This is a genomic window from Streptomyces sp. AB3(2024) (assembly GCF_041862025.1).
In the GTDB taxonomy this organism is placed as follows: Bacteria; Actinomycetota; Actinomycetes; order Streptomycetales; family Streptomycetaceae; genus Streptomyces.
The window spans coordinates 95,652-115,043 of record NZ_JBGWAB010000007.1 but is presented as its reverse complement, the minus strand read 5'-3'; the positions used below and the strand labels follow the sequence as shown (position 1 = coordinate 115,043).

19 protein-coding genes and 1 riboswitch are annotated in these 19,392 nt (G+C 71.7%); of the genes, 8 read left to right on the top strand and 11 right to left on the bottom strand.

Annotation, left to right across the window (positions count from 1 at the left end):
- Positions 1 to 71 precede the first annotated feature (71 nt).
- Positions 72 to 644: a Uma2 family endonuclease gene (locus tag ACEPPI_RS05220; RefSeq protein ID WP_373914058.1), complete on the top strand. Its 573-nt coding sequence runs from the start codon at positions 72 to 74 to the stop codon at positions 642 to 644.
- 86 nt (positions 645 to 730) lie between these two features.
- Here the strand turns inward: ACEPPI_RS05220 and groL are convergent, their stop codons facing one another.
- From groL to thrC, 4 genes are all read right to left on the bottom strand, one after another.
- Positions 731 to 2,353 carry a chaperonin GroEL gene (gene groL, locus ACEPPI_RS05215; protein ID WP_266840732.1) on the bottom strand — a complete coding sequence of 541 codons (1,623 nt, stop codon included), beginning with the start codon at positions 2,351 to 2,353 and terminating at the stop codon, positions 731 to 733.
- A 320-nt stretch (positions 2,354 to 2,673) separates the two neighbouring features.
- A complete protein-coding gene (locus tag ACEPPI_RS05210; RefSeq protein WP_030232479.1) occupies positions 2,674 to 2,883 on the bottom strand; it encodes a cold-shock protein in 210 nt (69 codons plus the stop codon).
- A gap of 384 nt (positions 2,884 to 3,267) precedes the next feature.
- The gene (locus ACEPPI_RS05205; protein WP_373914027.1) at positions 3,268 to 3,543 is read right to left on the bottom strand and encodes a MoaD/ThiS family protein; all 276 of its coding nucleotides are present in this window, start codon (positions 3,541 to 3,543) and stop codon (positions 3,268 to 3,270) included.
- Positions 3,544 to 3,577: 34 nt separating this feature from the next.
- Positions 3,578 to 4,867 (bottom strand): threonine synthase, encoded by a 1,290-nt coding sequence (thrC, locus tag ACEPPI_RS05200; RefSeq protein WP_285536656.1) that lies wholly within the window; start codon positions 4,865 to 4,867, stop codon positions 3,578 to 3,580.
- Positions 4,868 to 4,884: 17 nt separating this feature from the next.
- A riboswitch (SAM riboswitch) is annotated at positions 4,885 to 5,043 on the bottom strand.
- A gap of 195 nt (positions 5,044 to 5,238) precedes the next feature.
- Here thrC and ACEPPI_RS05195 point away from each other — a divergent pair.
- A complete protein-coding gene (locus ACEPPI_RS05195) occupies positions 5,239 to 6,189 on the top strand; it encodes a glucosyl-3-phosphoglycerate synthase (RefSeq protein WP_373914026.1) in 951 nt (316 codons plus the stop codon).
- Positions 6,190 to 6,251: 62 nt separating this feature from the next.
- The gene (locus tag ACEPPI_RS05190; RefSeq protein WP_373914025.1) at positions 6,252 to 7,718 is read left to right on the top strand and encodes a trehalose-6-phosphate synthase; all 1,467 of its coding nucleotides are present in this window, start codon (positions 6,252 to 6,254) and stop codon (positions 7,716 to 7,718) included.
- On the opposite strand, the gene ACEPPI_RS05185 is transcribed toward ACEPPI_RS05190, so the two are convergent.
- Positions 7,691 to 8,425 (bottom strand): hypothetical protein, encoded by a 735-nt coding sequence (locus tag ACEPPI_RS05185; RefSeq protein ID WP_373914024.1) that lies wholly within the window; start codon positions 8,423 to 8,425, stop codon positions 7,691 to 7,693. The two genes, ACEPPI_RS05190 and ACEPPI_RS05185, sit on opposite strands and share 28 nt — an antisense overlap.
- A gap of 93 nt (positions 8,426 to 8,518) precedes the next feature.
- Here ACEPPI_RS05185 and ACEPPI_RS05180 point away from each other — a divergent pair, with 93 nt between their 5' ends.
- Positions 8,519 to 9,142, top strand: coding sequence for a TetR/AcrR family transcriptional regulator (locus ACEPPI_RS05180; protein ID WP_373914023.1), 624 nt, complete (start codon positions 8,519 to 8,521; stop codon positions 9,140 to 9,142).
- A 31-nt stretch (positions 9,143 to 9,173) separates the two neighbouring features.
- Here ACEPPI_RS05180 and otsB read toward each other — a convergent pair whose 3' ends face one another.
- From otsB to ACEPPI_RS05165, 3 genes are all read right to left on the bottom strand, one after another.
- On the bottom strand, positions 9,174 to 10,031 hold the full coding sequence (gene otsB / locus ACEPPI_RS05175) for a trehalose-phosphatase (protein WP_373914022.1): 858 nt from the start codon (positions 10,029 to 10,031) through the stop codon (positions 9,174 to 9,176).
- A 55-nt stretch (positions 10,032 to 10,086) separates the two neighbouring features.
- Positions 10,087 to 10,323 carry a DUF3263 domain-containing protein gene (locus ACEPPI_RS05170; RefSeq protein WP_030232458.1) on the bottom strand — a complete coding sequence of 79 codons (237 nt, stop codon included), beginning with the start codon at positions 10,321 to 10,323 and terminating at the stop codon, positions 10,087 to 10,089.
- A 67-nt stretch (positions 10,324 to 10,390) separates the two neighbouring features.
- Positions 10,391 to 11,692, bottom strand: a complete 1,302-nt coding sequence (locus ACEPPI_RS05165; RefSeq protein WP_373914021.1) for an extracellular solute-binding protein — start codon at positions 11,690 to 11,692, stop codon at positions 10,391 to 10,393.
- A gap of 211 nt (positions 11,693 to 11,903) precedes the next feature.
- Between ACEPPI_RS05165 and ACEPPI_RS05160 the strand changes: the two genes are divergently transcribed.
- From ACEPPI_RS05160 to ACEPPI_RS05150, 3 genes are all read left to right on the top strand, one after another.
- Entirely contained in the window at positions 11,904 to 12,836 is a 933-nt protein-coding gene (locus ACEPPI_RS05160) for an ROK family protein (RefSeq protein ID WP_373914057.1), read from the top strand.
- Positions 12,836 to 13,987 carry an N-acetylglucosamine-6-phosphate deacetylase gene (gene nagA, locus ACEPPI_RS05155; protein WP_373914020.1) on the top strand — a complete coding sequence of 384 codons (1,152 nt, stop codon included), beginning with the start codon at positions 12,836 to 12,838 and terminating at the stop codon, positions 13,985 to 13,987. The genes ACEPPI_RS05160 and nagA overlap by 1 nt, the downstream gene beginning before the upstream one ends.
- A 102-nt stretch (positions 13,988 to 14,089) precedes the next feature.
- Positions 14,090 to 15,007 carry a 1-phosphofructokinase family hexose kinase gene (locus ACEPPI_RS05150; RefSeq protein WP_373914019.1) on the top strand — a complete coding sequence of 306 codons (918 nt, stop codon included), beginning with the start codon at positions 14,090 to 14,092 and terminating at the stop codon, positions 15,005 to 15,007.
- Positions 15,008 to 15,023: 16 nt separating this feature from the next.
- Here the strand turns inward: ACEPPI_RS05150 and ACEPPI_RS05145 are convergent, their stop codons facing one another.
- Positions 15,024 to 16,049 (bottom strand): CBM35 domain-containing protein, encoded by a 1,026-nt coding sequence (locus tag ACEPPI_RS05145; protein WP_373914018.1) that lies wholly within the window; start codon positions 16,047 to 16,049, stop codon positions 15,024 to 15,026.
- Positions 16,050 to 16,117: 68 nt separating this feature from the next.
- Positions 16,118 to 17,878 (bottom strand): diguanylate cyclase CdgB, encoded by a 1,761-nt coding sequence (cdgB, locus tag ACEPPI_RS05140; protein ID WP_373914017.1) that lies wholly within the window; start codon positions 17,876 to 17,878, stop codon positions 16,118 to 16,120.
- 303 nt (positions 17,879 to 18,181) lie between these two features.
- Between cdgB and ACEPPI_RS05135 the strand changes: the two genes are divergently transcribed.
- A complete protein-coding gene (locus ACEPPI_RS05135) occupies positions 18,182 to 18,784 on the top strand; it encodes a flavin reductase family protein (RefSeq protein WP_373914016.1) in 603 nt (200 codons plus the stop codon).
- A 78-nt stretch (positions 18,785 to 18,862) separates the two neighbouring features.
- Here the strand turns inward: ACEPPI_RS05135 and arfB are convergent, their stop codons facing one another.
- Positions 18,863 to 19,288, bottom strand: coding sequence for an alternative ribosome rescue aminoacyl-tRNA hydrolase ArfB (arfB, locus tag ACEPPI_RS05130; RefSeq protein ID WP_373914015.1), 426 nt, complete (start codon positions 19,286 to 19,288; stop codon positions 18,863 to 18,865).
- Positions 19,289 to 19,392: the final 104 nt, after the last annotated feature.

Genomic DNA, 19,392 nt, shown 5'->3' with positions numbered 1-19,392 from the left:
CGCTAGCCTGGAACGGGGCTCACGCCCCGTGCACGGCACACCACGCCACGCGGAGGACGACGGTGACGATCATGATCGAACGGGCCACACCGATAGAGCAGGCGGCACCGCCGACGTTCGAAGCGCTCTTGCGCACCGTCGAGGAGATGAACACGCCAGACGGCTTCAAGGCCGAGCTCATCCGGGGGAAGATCATCGTGTCACCGTGGTCCATGCGGCGTTACTACCTCCCCATGCGGGCCCTGCGTGAGCAGCTCGGGGCCCACGCCCCGAAGGGCCAGGTCGCAGACATCGGACCGTTCCTCTTCCAGTTCCCGGAAGCCGGGCGCGCCTACGGCCCCGATCTCTACGTGGTCGACGAGACCGCCTTCGAGGGCGAGGGAAGGCACCTGGACGCAGCGGCACTCTCACTGGTGGCCGAGTTCACCTCGGTGTCCACGAAGGACGTGGACTGGCACGAGAAGCTGGACGTGTACGGACAGCTCGTCCCCGTATACCTCGTCGTCGACATGCAGGCGTCCGAGATCACCTGTTTCTCGGACCCCTCGCCGCACGGGTACCGGTCCCGCAGGACGGCGCCCTTCGGCACCTCCCTGCCCGTCCCGGCCCCCTTCGACTTCGACATCGACAGCTCGGGGTTCTGAGGACCGGGAAACGCCCGAGGGCGGCACCCCCCCCCGCGGGGGGGGTGCCGCCCTCGTTCGAGAACAGCCGATCAGCCAGGGGCCGATCAGAAGTCCATGTCACCGCCCGGCATGCCGCCGCCCGCGGGGGCACCGGCCTTCTCGGGCTTGTCGGCGATGACGGCCTCGGTGGTGAGGAAGAGGGCCGCGATCGACGCCGCGTTCTGCAGCGCGGAGCGGGTGACCTTCGCCGGGTCGATGATGCCCTCGGCGATCATGTCGACGTACTCGCCGGTGGCGGCGTTCAGACCGTGGCCGACGGCCAGGTTGCGCACCTTCTCCACGACGACGCCACCCTCAAGACCGCCGTTGACGGCGATCTGCTTCAGCGGGGCCTCCAGCGCGAGCTTCACGGCGTTGGCGCCGGTCGCCTCGTCACCGGTGAGCTCCAGCTTCTCGAAGACCGAGGAGGCCTGCAGCAGGGCCACGCCACCACCGGCGACGATGCCCTCCTCGACGGCCGCCTTCGCGTTGCGAACGGCGTCCTCGATGCGGTGCTTGCGCTCCTTGAGCTCGACCTCGGTCGCGGCACCGGCCTTGATGACGGCCACGCCGCCGGCCAGCTTCGCGAGGCGCTCCTGGAGCTTCTCGCGGTCGTAGTCCGAGTCGGAGTTGTCGATCTCGGCGCGGATCTGGTTGACGCGGCCCTGGACCTGGTCGCTGTCACCGGCACCGTCGACGATGGTGGTCTCGTCCTTGGTGATGACGACCTTGCGGGCGCGGCCGAGCAGGTCGAGACCGGCGTTCTCCAGCTTGAGGCCGACCTCCTCGGAGATGACCGTGCCGCCCGTGAGGATGGCGATGTCGCCGAGCATGGCCTTGCGGCGGTCGCCGAAGCCCGGGGCCTTGACGGCGACGGACTTGAAGGTGCCGCGGATCTTGTTGACGACCAGGGTCGACAGGGCCTCGCCCTCGACGTCCTCGGCGATGATCAGCAGCGGCTTGCCGGACTGCATGACCTTCTCCAGGAGCGGCAGCAGGTCCTTGACCGAGCCGATCTTGGAGTTGACGATCAGGATGTACGGGTCGTCCAGGGACGCCTCCATACGCTCCATGTCGGTCGCGAAGTAGGCCGAGATGTAGCCCTTGTCGAAGCGCATGCCCTCGGTGAGCTCAAGCTCCAGACCGAAGGTCTGCGACTCCTCGACGGTGATGACGCCTTCCTTGCCGACCTTGTCCATGGCCTCGGCGATGAGCTCGCCGATCTGGGTGTCGGCGGCGGAGATGGAGGCCGTGGAAGCGATCTGCTCCTTGGTCTCGACGTCCTTGGCCTGCGCGAGCAGGGCGGCGGAGACGGCCTCGACGGCCTTCTCGATACCGCGCTTGAGGGCCATCGGGTTGGCACCCGCGGCCACGTTGCGCAGACCCTCGCGGACGAGAGCCTGGGCGAGAACGGTGGCGGTGGTCGTACCGTCGCCGGCGACGTCGTCCGTCTTCTTGGCGACTTCCTTGACCAGCTCGGCGCCGATCTTCTCGTACGGGTCCTCGAGCTCGATCTCCTTGGCGATGGAGACACCGTCGTTGGTGATCGTGGGGGCGCCCCACTTCTTCTCAAGGACGACGTTGCGACCCTTGGGGCCAAGGGTGACCTTGACGGCGTCGGCGAGCTGGTTCATGCCACGCTCGAGACCGCGCCGGGCCTCCTCGTTGAACGCAATGATCTTGGCCATCTGAAGTGGTCCTCCCGGACAGGGGTGGATTGCTCCGGACCGCGCCCGCGCCCGCGACGGACGGCCTGCGGAGCCGGCGGTTCCTTCCCGCCGGACCCGTCGGGCCTCACCGACCCGGTCCTCGTCTGAAGTAGCACTCTCACCTGGAGAGTGCTAACGCCAATGATTAGCACTCGACCCCCGCGAGTGCAAGCGGCTTCGGGCAACGCCGGGCGGCTTCCGGCCGGACTCGCGGGGTGACGCACGAGGGGCCCGCATCCCGTGTCCGGGATGTGGGCCCCTCGTACGTCTGTCGCGTCGGTGGTCGATCGCGCTCGGTCTCAGCCGGCAGCAGCGAGCTTGACCATGTCCGCCTGCGGACCCTTCTGGCCCTGCGAGATCTCGAACTCGACCCGCTGACCCTCTTCAAGGGTGCGGTACCCGTCCATCTGGATGGCGCTGTAGTGGACGAACACATCCGCACCACCGTCGACCGCGATGAAGCCGTAGCCCTTCTCCGCGTTGAACCACTTGACGGTGCCCTGAGCCATGCCTAACTCCCCTATTACTGGCCCTTGCGCGGTACCGCACTTCGCGGTCCCGGGTCAGAACTTGCGCCGGAACGCCTCGACCGGGGCTGAATGTATCCGCACCGCTGCTGTCTGCAACAGGTCAATCCGACGAGAATTCTGGACACGCGGAAACATAGAAATAGAGTGAAAATTTGGCATATGGCAGGGCAACTCGGGCCAGACAATCTTCGCCAAAGCCCCATAGGCCGCACGCATGTTGACTCAATGTCAACCCTCACGGGGCCCACTCATATGCGGCGGGCAAGAGCACCGGAGGGGACTTCCCCAACTCTACCGCGCCCAATCAAGCAGAATTGCCCCCTCCACTTATTAGCGGAGGGGGCAATTCTACTTTTCGGGGTCTCAGCCGCCCGCAACGGCCGGAATGATCGAGACGCCGGCGCCGTCCGGCGTCGCCGCCTGCAGACCGCCCTCGAAGCGCACGTCGTCGTCGTTGACGTAGACGTTCACGAAGCGGCGCAGCTTGCCCTGGTCGTCCAGGACGCGCGCGGCGATGCCCGGGTGGTTCTGCTCCAGGGACTCGATGACCTCGGCCAGGGTCGAGCCCTCGGCCGGGACCTCGGCGACGCCGCCGGTGTAGGTGCGCAGGATGGTGGGGATGCGGACGTTGACGCTCATGGCGCTACCGCCTTTCCGGGAGTCGTGGGAAGGGTCAGGCCAGGCCGGCGGCGCGGAACGCGTCCAGGCTCGGGCGGATGGTGGCGGTCTGGCCGCTGTCCGCGGCCACCGCCTCCAGGGTCTTGAGGCCGTCACCGGTGTTCAGGATCACGGTGGTCAGCGCCGGGTCGAGCTGCCCGTTCTCGATGAGCTTCTTCGTCACGCCGACGGTCACGCCGCCCGCGGTCTCGGCGAAGATGCCCTCGGTCTGCGCCAGGATCTTGATCGCCTCGACGACCTGGGTGTCGTTGACGTCCTCGACGTAGCCACCGGTGCGGCGGGCGATGTCCAGGACGTACGGGCCGTCCGCCGGGTTGCCGATGGCCAGCGACTTGGCGATGGTGTCCGGCTTCTGCGGGCGGACCACGTCGTGGCCGGCCTTGAAGGCGGTGGAGACCGGGGAGCAGCCCTCGGCCTGGGCGCCGAAGATCTTGTACGGCTTGTCCTCGACGAGGCCGAGCTTGATGAGCTCCTGCAGGCCCTTGTCGATCTTCGTCAGCTGGGAGCCGGACGCGATCGGGATGACGATCTGGTCGGGCAGCTGCCAGCCGAGCTGCTCGCAGATCTCGTACGCCAGGGTCTTGGAGCCCTCGCCGTAGTACGGACGGAGGTTGACGTTGACGAAGCCCCAGCCCTCGCCCAGCGGGTCGCCGATGAGCTCGGAGCAGAAGCGGTTGACGTCGTCGTAGTTGCCCTCGATGCCGACGAGGTCGCCACCGTAGACACCGGCCATGACGACCTTGCCCTGCTCCAGGTCGTGCGGGATGAACACGCAGGAGCGGAAGCCGGCACGGGCGGCCGCGGCGCCGACGGCGCCGGCCAGGTTGCCGGTCGAGGAGCAGGACAGGGTGGTGAAGCCGAAGGCGCGGGCCGCCTCGACGGCGATGGCCACGACGCGGTCCTTGAAGGAGTGCGTCGGGTTGCCGGAGTCGTCCTTGACGTACAGCTTGCCGGTGACGCCCAGCTCCTTGGCCAGGTTCCGGGCGTCCACGAGCTTGGTGAAGCCGGGGTTCAGGCTGGGCTTGGAGGCCACGTCCGCGGGGACGGGCAGCAGCGGGGCGTAGCGCCAGATGTTGTTCGGGCCGGCCTCGATCGCGGCGCGCAGCGCCTCGGGGTCGCCGAGCGGCAGCTCGTAGGCGACTTCCAGGGGACCGAAGCACTCGACGCACGCGAAGATCGGGCCGAGTTCGAAGCGGGTGCCGCACTCGCGACAGGAAAGACCGGTGGCGGGTCCGAGATCGACGGAACCGGGGGCGGTGGAGGTGGTGACGGTCTGTGCAGCCATGACGGCGAGGCCCTTTCTCCTCATCTTCCCCATGGCGCACTTCGCCATGAGACGGAATTGGCACCTTCCCTAGCCGGGGACCTCGCGGCGTGCGTGTCGAAAACGCATCGCGAGAACCGACTGGTGGGTTGCCGGGGCTTCAACGGGCCGTGTCCCTCTGCCCCTCTGGATGAGCGGTATGGCACCGGCACACGCGCTCTGTGGCGCGCCGGTGCGTTTGTGCGCGGGGACCCCGGCATGCCGTGGTCCGTCGCGTTGTTCAAGACTGTAACCGAAGGACAGGGCGGTTGAGACAGCCGTCCGAACGGCGAGATGGATCACATATCAGCTGATATCGCCGAGGGCCACCGAGGAACCAGGGAGTGCTGAGGGTGCTGGATGAGGTGGAGCGCTGGCTGGCAGACCGCTCCTGGTCCGCCGCCGACCGACCGCTCGACCGGCTGCTCGACCGGAAACGGGCGGCCGGGACGACGGTCAGCGTGGTGCTGCCCGCGCTCGACGAGGAGGCCACGGTCGGGGAGATCGTGGAGGTGATCCGGCGCGATCTGATCGACGGCCTGCCGATCCCCCTGGTCGACGAGCTGGTGGTGGTCGACTCCGGCTCCACCGACCGTACGGCGGAGGTCGCGGCCGGGGCCGGCGCCCGGGTCGTGCACCGGGACGCGATCCTGCCGCGGATCCCCGCGCTGCCCGGCAAGGGCGAGGTGCTGTGGCGTTCGCTGCTCGCCACCACCGGTGACGTGGTCTGCTTCGTCGACGCCGACCTGCGGGACTTCTCGTCGTCCTTCGTCTCCGGGATCGTCGGGCCGCTGCTGACCGATCCGCAGGTGCAGTTCGTCAAGGCCATGTACGACCGCCCGCTCGCGGACGCCCCCGGCCAGGGCGGCCGGGTGACCGAGCTGGTCGCCCGCCCCCTGCTCAACCTGCACTGGCCGCAGCTGGCCGGCTTCGTGCAGCCGCTCGGCGGCGAGTACGCCGTGCGGCGCTCCCTGCTGGAGCGCCTCCCCTTCCCCGTCGGCTACGGCGTCGAGCTGGGCCTGCTGGTGGACGCGCTGCACACGGTCGGGCTGGACGCGCTGGCCCAGGTCGACGTCGGGGTCCGGCTGCACCGGCACCAGGACGGGCGGGCGCTGGGCCGGATGGCCGCCGCGATCTACCGCACCGCGCAGGTCCGGCTCTCGCGCGCGCACCTCGTACGGCCGGAGCTGACCCAGTTCGAGCGGGGGCCGGACGGGTTCGTTCCGCGCACCTACGCGGTGGACACCGAGGAGCGGCCGCCGATGGCGGAGATCAAGGAGTACATGGGCCGCCGCGTGGCTTGACGGCCGCCGGAGCGGCGCCGCACACGAGTTTGAGCCGGGGCGGGCCGGGCTAGGTTCGCCCCATGGCTTCTCAGGTACTCGTCGCCGCGAACCGCGGCCCGCTCTCCTACGCCCTCTCCGACGACGGCACGCTCAGCGCCCGGCGCGGCGGGGGCGGGCTCGTCTCCGGCCTGTCCGCGGCCCTCGCGAAGCAGCCGGAGGCCCTCTGGATCTGCGCGGCCCTCTCCGACGCCGACCGGGAGGCGGTGCGCCGGGGCGCCTCCGAGCCGGGGGTGCGGATGCTGGACATCGACCCGGCCGTGTACGACGGCGCGTACAACGGCATCGCCAACTCGGTGCTCTGGTTCACCCACCACCACCTCTACGACGTCCCGCGCGAGCCGGTCTTCGACGCGGCGTTCCGGCGGCACTGGGACGCGTACGTCTCCTACAACCGGACCTTCGCCGAGGCCCTGGCCGAGGAGGCCGCCGAGGGCGCCCGCGTCCTGGTGCAGGACTACCACCTGGCGCTGGTCCCGGGGCAGCTGCGCGAGCTGCGCCCCGACCTGCGGATCGCGCACTTCACGCACACGCCGTGGGCGTCGCAGGAGTTCATGGAGATGCTGCCCGAAGACATCCGGCGGCAGCTGGTGTGGGGCATGCTCGGCGCGGACCAGCTGGGCTTCCACGCCTGGCGCTGGTCGGCGAACTTCATCACGGGGACCGCCCTGGACGACGCGACCGGCATCGCGGAGCCGTCACTGCCCAGCGGGGTCCCCGAGCGCGGGGTGTGGCACCACAGGGCGGCCACCGACGGGCGCGGGTACGGCCCGAAGCGGTTCACCGAGGTCCGGCAGTACCCGCTCGGCGTGGACGCGGACGACCTTCGCGCTCTCGCGCACCGGCCGGTCGTGGACGACAGGCTGGCCGCGCTGCGGGCGGAGGTCGCGGGCCGCAAGGCGATCGTCCGCGTGGACCGCACCGAGCTGTCGAAGAACATCCTGCGCGGGCTGCTGGCCTACCGGGAGCTGCTCGTCACGCACCCCGAATGGCGGGAGCGGGTGGTGCACCTGGCCTCCGCGTACCCCTCCCGGCAGGACCTGGCGGTGTACCGGGCGTACACGGACTCGGTGCGGGAGCTGGCGGCGGGGATCAACGAGGAGTTCGGGACGGCGGACTGGCAGCCGGTGCTGGTGTCGGTCGAGGACGACTTCGCGCGCTCGCTGGCGGCGTACCGGATGGCGGACGTGGCGCTCGTGAACCCGGTGCGGGACGGGATGAACCTGGTCGCGAAGGAGATCCCGGTGGTCTCGCAGGACGGCTGCGCGCTGGTGCTGTCGACCGGGGCGGGGGCGCACGAGGAGCTGAAGGGCGACGCGATCACGGTGAACCCGTACGACGTCACCGCGACGGCCGAGGCCCTCCACGAGGCGCTGTCCATGCCCCGGGAGGAGCGGGCGGAGCGGACGAAGCGGCTGGCCGCGGCGGCCACGGCGCTGCCCCCGGCGGCCTGGTTCGAAGCTCAGCTGGAGGCGCTGGCCGGGGCCTGAGCGGGGGCGCTCGTGCTCGCGGGCCGCAGGCCCGGGAGGCACAGGGCGAGGGCGCCGAGGAGGAACCCGTAGCAGGAGACCAGGCCGTGGCCGTTGGCCTGGGCGAACCAGAGGACGAGGCCGAGGACGGGCACCCCGGCGGCGAGCAGCAACTCCTTGGTGTTGCCGGCCGCGGGGTTCCCGGCGGCCTCGGCGGCGCGGCGCGAGCGCAGGGCTCGGAGCAGGAGGGCGGCGGCGAGGGTGGCCCCGAGGAAGTAGGTGGCGCCGGAGCTCCCGGCGAAGTTCCGGGGGTCGGCGGCGTGGTGGCCGCCCGCGCCGAGCAGGGCGTCGAGGTGCTCCGGCAGGAGGATCCCGGCGAGGAACAGGGCCAGGGTGCGGGGCGCGCCCCAGAACCAGTCGGCCAGCGCGGCGACGGCGGCGAGGGTGGCGATGTTCCAGGCGCCGCCGAGGAGGCCGCCGTTCTGCATGAAGACGGCGGTGACCACGCGCCACCAGCCGCTCCGGGCGGGGTCGTCGTCGAGGGCGTCCATGGCCCCTGACCAGCACAGCTGCGTGACGACCCCGGCGAGGGCGAGGCCGGTCAGAGCCAGTGCCGCCCAGGGGATGCGGCGCCCGCGCAGGGTGTCCCGGCCGAGGAGGTCGAGGCCCCCGTTGAACATCATCACCATCAATGCCGCCGTGGTCGCGTTGAACACGATCGCGCCCATCGCCGCCACCCCCCTCCGGTCGTCGTGGGATGACGGTAGCGCTCCGGACCGACAGTTTCAAACAGTGTTAGAAAATGGGCGTAGGCTGTCCCCGTGAAGCTGACGAAGGAACGCATCATCGACGCGGGCATGGCGGAGTTCGCCGAGTCCGGCTACCACGGCCTGTCCATGCGCCGCGTGGCCCAGCGGCTCGACGCGAAAGCGGGCAGCCTCTACTACCACGTGCCCAGCAAGGGCGTCCTGGTCCGGCTGATGGCGGACCGGGTGGCGCGGCAGGCCTACGACGCCGGCACGGCCGCCCTGGCCGCACTGGATCCCGGCGCGGGCTGGCGGGAACGGGTGGAGGTCCAGGCCCTCACGCTGCGCGACGGCATCCGGCGCCACGCCGGGGGCGCGGTGATGTTCGCCGACAGCCCCAAGGTGCTCAGCACCGGGGCGCTGTCCGTGATGGAGCGGCTGCTGGAGACCCTGCGTGCGGCCGGCGTGCCGGAGGCGGACTGCGCGGTGGGGGCCGACGCGCTGCTCAGCCACCTCACGGGCTTCGTGCTCCAGGAGCAGAGCGAGTCCCCCGAGGCGCCCGTCGGGCCCGAGGACGTCGCCGCAGTGCTGGAACGCTTCCCGCTGACGGTGGCCGCCGCATCGGCCCACGGGGAGGACGAGAAGTTCCTGCTCAGCGTGCGCCTGATCTGCGCCGGCCTCGCGACGCTGATCCCCTGATCCGTCGCGAAGCCCACGCAGATCAGGCGGGTCAGCCGGTGCGCAGGGCCCCGGCGAGGGTCGCGAGGAAGGCCGTCACGGCGGCCGGGCCCGGGAGGACGAGGTCGGCGCGGGCGGCGAGTTCCGGGACCTCCGCCGAGCCGCTGCACACCAGCAGCCCCGGCAGGCCCTCGGCCCGGCGCTTCTCGACCGCCGAGAACGCCGCGAGGTCCCCGAGGTCGTCCCCGGCGTACAGCACGGCCCCGGCCCGCCGCTCCTCCAGGAACTCCGTCAGGGCGACGCCCTTGTCCATGCCCGGCGGCCGCAGCTCCAGCACGGCCCGGCCTGGCTCGACCATCAGCCCGTGGCGGGCGGCGAGCTCCGCGAGGGGTTCCCGCAGGGCGCCGAACGCCGCCTCCGGGTCCTCGGCCCGCCGGGTGTGCACGGCCAGCGCGCGGCCCTTCTCCTCGATCCAGGTCCCGCGCCACGCGCCGATGGCGTCGAGGAAGCCCGGCAGCTCGGCCCGTACGGCGGCCACTCCGGGGTGTTCGGCGGGGGCGTGCACGATGCCGGTGACGGCGTCCCAGCGCTCGGCCCCGTAGTGGCCGAGGACGACGAGGTGTTCCAGACCGGGTACTCCGGCGAAGCCGCCGTAGCGGACGGCGACCCCGGCCGGGCGGCCGGTGACCACGGCGACGGCCGCGACCTGCGGGGCGAGCGCGGCGAGCGCCGGTACGGCGTCCGGGTGCGCGCGGGCCTGGTCCGGGTCGGGGACGATCTCGGCGAGGGTGCCGTCGAAGTCGAGGGCGACGACGGCGTTGCGGGGTGCGCGGAGGAGGGCTTCGAGTCCCTCGCGTCCGGCTGCGGTGGCGGGCACGGGCATCGGCAGGTCGTGCGGATGGCTCCCCATGCAGACGACCCTACCGGCGGCGCCCGGACGCGCCCACCCTTTCGCGGACAGTCACCTACCGCCGGGCCCGCTGGGCCTCGCGGATCCGCCGGAGCCGGTTGACGGTGCCCGGTGCGTGTTCGAGCGCCCGTGGATCATCCATCAAGGCGTTGAGCAGCTGGTAGTAGCGGACGGGGGTCAGGCCGAGCCCTTCCCGTATCGCCCGCTCCTTGGCGCCGGGCCCGGGCCAGGTGCGGCCTTCGTACGCGAGCACGGCGGCCTCCGTGGCCGTCAGCCGCCCGTCGTCCGTCATACGGCCAGATTAACGCCGCCCGCCGACAGCGCCCCCGCGCGGGGCGCCGGCGGCGGGCGCCGCCGGCTCAGTGGTCGCCGTCCGCCTTGCGCGCGGTCGTCGCGATGTCCTCCAGGACCTTCTCGGGCTGCCCGCCCGGCTGGACGACCTGTCCGATCTTCTGCTTGATGTCCTCGCTGACCCCGGCCCAGGACTTCTTGCCGACCGGGTAGAGGCGGGACGTCGGCAGGGCCGTCAGGAAGGTCTTCAGCTGGGCCGCCGAGCCGCCCGTGCTCGCGTCCATGGCCCGGTAGCCGCTGGTGGTGACGGGCAGCAGGTCGTACATGGACGTGAAGGCGGTCACGTTCTTCGCCGAGTACAGGTGGTCCAGGAACTTCCCGGACTCTTTCCTGTGGCCGTTCTTGAAGGCCATCACCCAGTCCGCGACGCCCATCGCGGAGTGGTCGGCGCCGTCGGTGGTCGGCATCGGGACCATGCCGAACTTCACGCCCTTGCCCGCGGCCTGCTTGAGCAGGGTGGGGTGGCCGTTGAGCATGCCCACCTCGCCGCGGGTGAAGGCGTCGAAGGCGGCCTGGCGGTCCAGCTTGCCCGGCTCGACCGGGCCGGTCAGGCCCTGCCCGACCATCTTGTCGCGCAGGAACTCGAAGGACTTCACGTTCTCCGGGGAGTCGATCGCGTACGCCTCCTCGTTGTCGGTGTAGCCACCGCCGCCCGCGAGCATCCACATCATCGACTCGGCCTGGGCCTCCTCGCGGCCCAGCGGCAGCGCGAAGGGGGTGGGCACGCCCGCGCCCTTGAGCTTCTTGGCGGCCGCCTCCAGGTCCGCCCAGCTCTTGGGCTGCCAGGGGGTCGAGCCGTCCTTGGGTATCACTCCGGCGTCGCCGAGCAGCTTGGTGTTGTAGAAGAGCAGCCGGGTGCTGGCCACGAAGGGCATCCCGTACTGGACCCGCTTGACCTTGCCCGCGTCGGCGAGCGGGGCGAGGAAGTCGGCCTCGGTGTTGACGGAGAGCAGCTCGTCGGCGGTGTAGAGCTTGCCCGCCTCGGCGTAGTCGGCGTAGGCGCCGATCTGCGCGATGTCGGGGGCCTTGCCCGCCTTGACCATCGCGGCGACCTTGGCGTCGACCTCCGACCAGGAGTAGACGCTGACCTCGACGTGCACGCCGGGGTTGTCCTTCTCGAAGGAGGAGGCGAGGCCCTTCCAGTAGGTCGCGGAGGAGTTCTGCGGATTGTCGCCGTAGTCGGCCGCCACGACCCGCAGGGTCACCTCGTTGTCCCCGCTGAGACCCGACACGGTTCCACAGCCCGTCAGCGTCGCCGTCAGGCACAGTGCGGCCCCGGTAGCGGCCAGGCTCAGGTAACGGCCCTTCACGGTTCTCGATCCACCCCTTTTTGTACGTACGATTCGACGTAAGGTCTACACCACTTTGACGGCTCCTCCACATCCGGAACGGCGTGGCGCCCGGACTGTGTCCGGACCGTATCCGGACCAAGGTCCCGAATTTGTATGGCAGCTCAACAATCCCCTCCAATGGACTAGACCTTTCCCTCCCGAGCACGCGAGACTGTCTCCTGTGAAACCCGTGAAACACGTCATCGCCCTCGATGTGGGCGGCACCGGGATGAAGGCCGCCCTCATCGCCCGGGACGGCAACCTGCTCCACGAGGCGCGCCGCGCCACCGGCCGCGAGCGGGGCCCCGAAGCCGTCGTCGAGACGATCCTGGACTTCGCCGACGAGCTGCTGCGCCTGGGCCCCGAACGCTTCGGCACGACCGCCTCCGCCGCCGGAGTGGCCGTCCCCGGCATCGTCGACGCCGAACGGGGCATCGCCGTCTACGCCGCCAACCTCGGCTGGCGCGACGTCCCGCTGCGCGCGCTCCTCGGCGCCCACCTGGGCGGCATCCCCGTCGCCCTCGGGCACGACGTCCGCACCGGCGGGCTCGCCGAGGGCCGCATCGGCGCCGGCCGGGGCACCGACCGCTTCCTGTTCGTCCCGCTCGGCACCGGCATCGCCGGTGCCATCGGCATCGCCGGCCGCATCGAGGCCGGCGCGCACGGCTACGCGGGCGAGATCGGCCACATCGTGGTCCGTCCCGGCGGTCCCGCCTGCGGCTGCGGCCAGCACGGCTGCCTGGAGACCCTGGCCTCCGCCTCCGCCGTCTCCCGCGCCTGGGCCGTCGCCTCCGGCGACCCGTCGGCCGACGCGGCCGACTGCGCCAAGGCCGTCGAGTCCGGCGACGCGCGCGCCCGCGAGGTCTGGCTCACCGCGATCGGCGCCCTCGCCGACGGGCTGGTCACCGCGATCACCCTGCTGGACCCGAGCACGCTGATCATCGGTGGCGGGCTGGCCGAGGCGGGGGAAACCTTGTTCACACCACTTCGGACGGCCGTCGAGGAGCGCGTGACGTTCCAGCGGCTGCCCGAGATCGTTCCGGCGGCCCTCGGGGACACCGCCGGATGCCTGGGCGCAGGGCTGCTCGCCTGGGACCTACTCGCCACGGAGGTACCTGCCTGATGTCCGGAAGCGCACACAGCACCGTTCTCTCCGGCGCCAGGGTGGTGCTGCCCACCGGGACCGTCGCGGGAGGCCGGGTCATCGTCGAGCGCGACCGCATCGCGGGCAGCGCCCACGAGGGCGCCGAGATCGTCGACCTGTCCGGGCACTGGATCGTCCCCGGCTTCGTGGACATGCACAACCACGGCGGCGGCGGCGCCTCCTTCACCTCCGGCACCGCCGAGGAGGTCCTGCGGGGCGTGGGCACCCACCGCGAGCACGGCACCACCACCCTCGTCGCCTCCACCGTCACCGGCGACCTGGACGAACTGGCCCGGCGCGCCGCGCTGCTCGCCGAGCTCACCCAGCAGGGCGAGATCGCCGGCGTCCACTTCGAGGGCCCCTTCATCAACCCCTGCCGCAAGGGCGCGCACAAGGCGGACCTGCTCCGCGACCCCGACCCGGCCGAGGTCCGCAAGCTGGTCGACGCCGCGCACGGCACCGCCCGGATGTTCACCCTCGCCACCGAACTGCCGGGCGGACTGGACTCCGTACGACTGCTGGCCGAGCACGGGGTCATCGCCGCGATCGGCCACACGGACTCCACGTACGACCAGACCCGCCAGGCCATCGACGCCGGCGCGACCGTCGCCACCCACCTCTACAACGCGATGCCCGGCCTGGAACACCGCGCCCCCGGGCCGATCGCCGCCCTGCTGGAGGACGAGCGGGTCACCGTCGAGCTGATCAACGACGGCACCCACCTGCACCCGGCGATGCTGGAGCTGGCCTTCCACCACGCCGGCGCCCACCGCGTGGCACTGATCACCGACGCCATGGACGCGGCCGGCTTCGGCGACGGCACCTACCACCTCGGACCGCTGGAGGTCGAGGTCAAGGACGGCGTCGCCCGCCTCGTGGAGGGCGGCTCCATCGCGGGCTCCACCCTGACCCTGGACACCGCCTTCAAACGGTCGGTGACGGTCGACCGGCTGCCCGTCGAATCCGTGGTCCAGGCGATCTCGGCCAACCCGGCGAAGCTCCTCGGCCTCTACGACGAGGTCGGCTCGCTGGAACCGGGCAAGTACGCCGACCTGGTCGTCCTCGACTCCGCGTTCGACCTCAAGGGCGTCATGCGGCGCGGCGAATGGATCGTCAGCCCGCTGTCCTGAGCGGCCTTCCGGCGCTACGGAGCGGGGCGGCGGGCCCTCGGGACTGGGCCCGCCGCCCGGTATTTGGCATGATCCCGGCATTCACCGAGACCGGGGCTGGCCATGATCCTCACCGTGACGCTCAACACCGCACTCGACGTCACCCACCGGGTGCCGCGACTGCTCCCGCACGCCTCCCACCGGGTCACCGGCGTCGCCGAACGCCCGGGCGGCAAGGGCCTGAACGTGGCCCGCGTGCTCGGCGCGCTCGGCCACCCGGTGACGGCCACGGGCTTCGCGGGCGGACCGGCCGGCACGCTCGTACGCGAACTGCTCGCCGACTGCCCCGGGGTCACCGACGCCCTCGTCCCCTGCTCGGGCACCACCCGGCGCACCCTGGCCGTCGTCGACGAAACCACCGGCGACACCACGCAGTTCAACGAACCCGGCCCGCAGATCACCGCCGGGGAATGGTCCGCCTTCCTGGCCCGCTACACCGAACTCGCCACCGGGGCACGCGCGGTGGCCCTGTGCGGCAGCCTGCCCCCGGGCGTCCCGGTCGGCGCCTACGCGACCCTCGTACGCACGGCCCGCACGGCCGGCGTCCCCGTCCTCCTGGACACCAGCGGCGAGGCCCTGCGCCGCGGCGTCGCCGCCCGGCCGGAGATCATCAAGCCGAACTCCGCCGAACTGGCGGAGCTGACCGGCTCCCGCGAGCCGCTCCCCGCCACCCGCGACGCCCGCCGCCGGGGCGCCCACGCGGTGGTCACCTCCCTGGGCCCCGGAGGACTCCTCGCCGCCACCCCCGAGGGCACGTGGCAGGCGGCCCCGCCCCGCCCCCTGTCCGGCAATCCCACCGGCGCGGGCGACTCCGCGGTGGCGGGCCTGCTCTCCGCCCTCACGGAGGGCCTGGACTGGCCCGCCCGGCTCACCCGCGCGGTGGCCCTCTCGGCGGCAACGGTCCACGCCCCGGTGGCGGGAGAGTTCGACCCCCGCACCTACGAGCAGGTACGGGGGTCGGTGAAGGTCACGCCGCTCTAGCCACGGCCGGTGCGGATCAGCCCTGTTCCAGCCAGAGCTGGTCGATGTTGATCTCGCACTGGTTGCCCGCCTCGCACGAGATCTTGACGGTGTTGGTGCCCTTCTTCAGGTCCACCAGCGAGTAGGTGTTCGTCCAGCCCTTGTCCCACTCGCCCGGCTTGGCGAGGGAGAAGTTCTTCATGTTTATCGGGCGGGTCTGCTTCTCGCCGTTGACGGTGAGCGTGGTGCTGGCGTCCTTGCCGGGCACGCCGTAGGTCATCTTCAGCTTGTAGCTCCCCGCCTTGGGGAGGTCGAGGGTCCAGGTCACGGCGGCGCCCGCCTGGTTGAAGTTGCCGACGTACTGGCCGCCCGCGCTCTTCGCGCCCGGCACCGCGGTCATCAGCGTGGCACCGCCCGTCAGGGCCATGCCGGCACCGGACGCGTCCGCCTTCGGCAGCGGGGTCGCGGAGGGCTCCGGGGAACTGCTCGGCTCCGCGGAACCCTGGGGCGGCTGGGGCCCGGCCGACTGCTGGTTCTGCTGGTTCCCCTGCTTCTTGTCGGCCTTGTCCTCGCCCTTCTTGCCGAAGATCACCGCCGCACCGATGCCGACCGCGACCGCCGCAACCACCGCCACCGCGGCGATCAGCAGGCCCTTGCGGCTGGAGCCGCCGCCCCCGCCGTGGCCGCCACGGCCGCCGGGGAGGGGAACCTGCTGGGTGGGCTGCTGCTGCGCCGGAACGCCGTAGCCGCCCGCCTGGAGCGCCTCGGGAGCCTGGTACTGGGCCTGGTAGGCCGGGGCCTGCTGCTGCGGCGGGACCGCGCCGCGCTGGCCGCCGTACGTCCGCTCGCCGACCGTGCGCACCTGGTTGTACGAGGTACGGGGGACGCCGGGCTGCGCGCCGGGCGGGCCACCGACCGCGGGGCCGGGGTAGCCGTATCCGCCGCCCTGACCGGGTGGGGTGGCTCCGGCGGCCTGGCCGTCCGCGTAGAGGTAGCCGAACGGATCGTCGTCCTCGGGCTGGTTCGCCCCACCGTGCGGGCCGTTGTGCGCGGGCGTCGTCATCGCAGGTCACTCCTTTCGACCCACGGGAGCCTACCCCGAACACGTGCGCCCACGAGCGGCCGATCAGGTTACCCGGCCCGCCGGTGTGCCTTGGAACGGGACCTTTTCTCGATGTACATCCGCTGGTCGGCGGAGCGCAGCACCTCGTCCGCCGACATCCCGCAGCCGGCCCAGCCGATCCCGAAACTCGCCCCCACGCGGACCGCCCGGCCGTCCACCCGGATCGGCGGGATGATCGCGTTGCGCAGCCGTACGGCGAGGTCGGCGGCGTCGGCGGCGCCCAGACCGTCGGCGAGGACGACGAACTCGTCACCACCGAGCCGGGCGACGGTGTCACCGTCCCTGACGCACGTCGTCAGCCGCCGGGCGACCTCGATCAGGACCGCGTCGCCCGTGTGGTGACCGAACCGGTCGTTGATGGACTTGAAGCCGTCGAGGTCACAGAAGAGGACGGCGAGCCCCTTCGTCCCGTCGTCGACGTCCGTGGCGGGCGCCACGATGTGGACGTGGTGGTCGTACGGGCCGTCCGCGTGGGGCGTGAAGGCGCCGGAGAACTCGAAGGGGTCCGTCCCCGGCGGCGCCCCGGAGCCGGGTACGGGCCCGGCCCCCGCCCCGACGCCCGGGGCCGGGAAACCGTAGTCCGAGCCGTCGTGCCCGTCGGGGCGAAACCCGTGCTCCCCCGCACCACCCGCCTCGGGGCGCGTCTCGAAGGCCGCGTCGAGCGCCTCCACGGCGGTGGCCAGCACCGACTGGGGCCGCCGGCACAGCCGGGCCCCGAGCCGGGAGCGCAGCTCGGCGCTGTTGGGCAGGCCGGTGAGGGAGTCGTGACTGGCACGGTGCGCGAGCTGGAGCTCGTGCCGTTTGCGCTCCTCGATGTCCTCGACGTGCGTGAGCAGGAAACGGGGGCCGTCGGCGGCGTCCGCGACCACGGAGTTGCGCAGCGAGACCCACACGTACGTGCCGTCGCGCCGCCCGAGGCGCAGCTCGGCGCGGCCCCCCTCGGCGGAGGTGCGCAGCAGGGTGCCGATGTCCTCGGGGTGCACGAGGTCGGAGAAGGAGTAGCGGCGCAGGACGGAGGCGGGCCGGCCGAGCAGGCGGCACAGGGCGTCATTGGTGCGCAGCAGCCGGCCGTGCTGGTCGCCGCCCATCTCGGCGATGGCCATGCCGCTGGGCGCGTACTCGAAGGCCTGGCGGAACGACTCTTCGCTGGCGCGCAGCGCCTGCTGCTCGCGTTCCAGCCGGACCAGGGCCCGCTGCATGTTCGCCCGCAGCCGTGCGTTGCTGATCGCAATCGCCGCTTGGAAGGCGTACATCTGGAGCGCTTCGCGCCCCCATGCGCCGGGGCGGCGCCCGTTGCGCGGCCTGTCCACCGAGATGACACCCAGAAGTTCCCCGCCGGTCGCATACATCGGGGCGTACAGCCGGTCCTCGGGGTGCCACTCGTCCTCGAAGCGCGGATCGGGGCCGTCCGTGTGCCACTGGGGGACGTCGTCCTCGATCAGGACCCAGCCCTCGGTGTGCGGGATGAAGCGCAGCCCGTCCCAGTCCTCGCCCATGGCCAGGCGGCGCTCCCAGGAGGGGCGGGAACCGACGCGGCCGGTGATCAGGGCCTCCGCGGCGGGGTCGCCGGCGAACGCGGCGACGACGAGATCCCCGTCAGGGCGTACGAGATTGACACAGGCGAGCTCGTAGCCGAGGCCGCGCACGATGCCGTCCACGACGGTCTGCAGAGTGTCCGCCAGGCTGCGGGCCGTGTTGAGTTCGGCCACCACCTGGTGCAGCTGCCGCAGGGTCGCAAGACGGACGTACGGCTCCGACTCGGTCTCCATTGCTCGCTCTCCCCGAGACCTCGACAGCAACTCCAGGTTTGTCATCGGCGTTTCGTTGCGGTGTCCCGTCCACTGAATCACAGTGAGCTGTGCGGCAGGTACACAGGGTCAACAAATCTTGCCCTCTGTGACTCAAGTCACATGAGATGAATAACCGCGCACTCTGGGCACGTTGGGGAGTGGGAGCGCTCCCGCTCCTTTTCGTGAGCAAACGATACGCCCGGGCCTAGGCCATGGGGCGGGGACGCGGCTCGGACCACCGCCCGATGTGCGCCGCACGGCGGCGGGACTAGCGTTCGGGTCGTGCCGAAGACGACCCTTGTGACCGCGCCCGTGCCGACCCCGCTGACGCGGGTCGCCCCCGAACCGTCCGCCACCCCTCATCCTGAGGGAGTGAGCAACGACGAGTTCCGGGCGGCCATGTCCCGGCTGGCGGCGGGCGTGTGCCTGATCACCGCGCACGAGCCCCCTTCGACCGCCGACGGGCCGCGCGGCGAGGACGTCGGCATGACCGCCACCGCGTTCATGTCGGTCTCCCTGGACCCGCCGCTGGTGCTCGTGAGCCTGCGCGAGGGGTCCCGGATGGACGACCTGCTGGCGGAGCAGCCGCTGTGGGCGGTGTCCGTCCTCGCGGACGGGCAGCTCCAGGTGGCGGGGCGCTTCGCCATGAAGAACCGGATCAGCGACCGGCTGCTGTTCGAGGGCCTGCCCGCGGTACGGGGGGCGATCAGCGGGGCGCCGCTGCTGTCGGGGGCGCTGGCCACGCTGGAGTGCCGTACGGAGTCCCGCGTCGAGGCGGGCGACCACACCCTGGTCATCGGCCGCGTCCTCAGCGCCGCCGTGCCGACCCCGGACGCACCGCCGCTGGCGTACTTCCGGGGGCGCTACCGCCACTTGGCGCCTTAGCCCTGGCCGGGCGGGGCCGGGGGGCCGGGGGGGCACCTCCCAGCGGTAGCTGGGGGAGTTTGAGGCGCGGGGGCCCGGTTACCAGTCGCGGCTCGTGCGGCCCCGCTTCGTTTCGCCGCGGGCCTTCTTCTCCCGCAGGCGCCGCTCGTTGATCCCCCGGGGGATCTTCGTGGCGCGGCGCGCCTTGGGCGGTGGGGCCGTGGCCTCCGCCAGGAGCGAGGCCAGCCGGACCAGGGCCATCTCCCGGTTGCGGAACTGCGAGCGGTGCTCGGAGGCCCGTACCGTCACCACCCCGTCCACCAGCCGGGACGCGAGCCGCTCCAGCGCCCGTTCCTTCCACACCTCCGGCAGCGCCTTGGTCGCCGCCACGTCGAAGAGCAGCTCCACCCGCGAGTCCGAGGTGTTCACGTGCTGGCCGCCCGGCCCGGAGGAACGCGAGAAGCGCCAGGCGAGCTCCGCCTCGGGGAGCACGACCGAACCGCGGATGACATAGGGACCAGGCATGCCCCTATGATCGGCCCCCGCCGCGGCCCCCGTCACCCCGATTTCGGGGCGCCCCGGGCGGTTCGGAACCTACCGGACCCCTCACGGCGTTATGAAGGACAGCA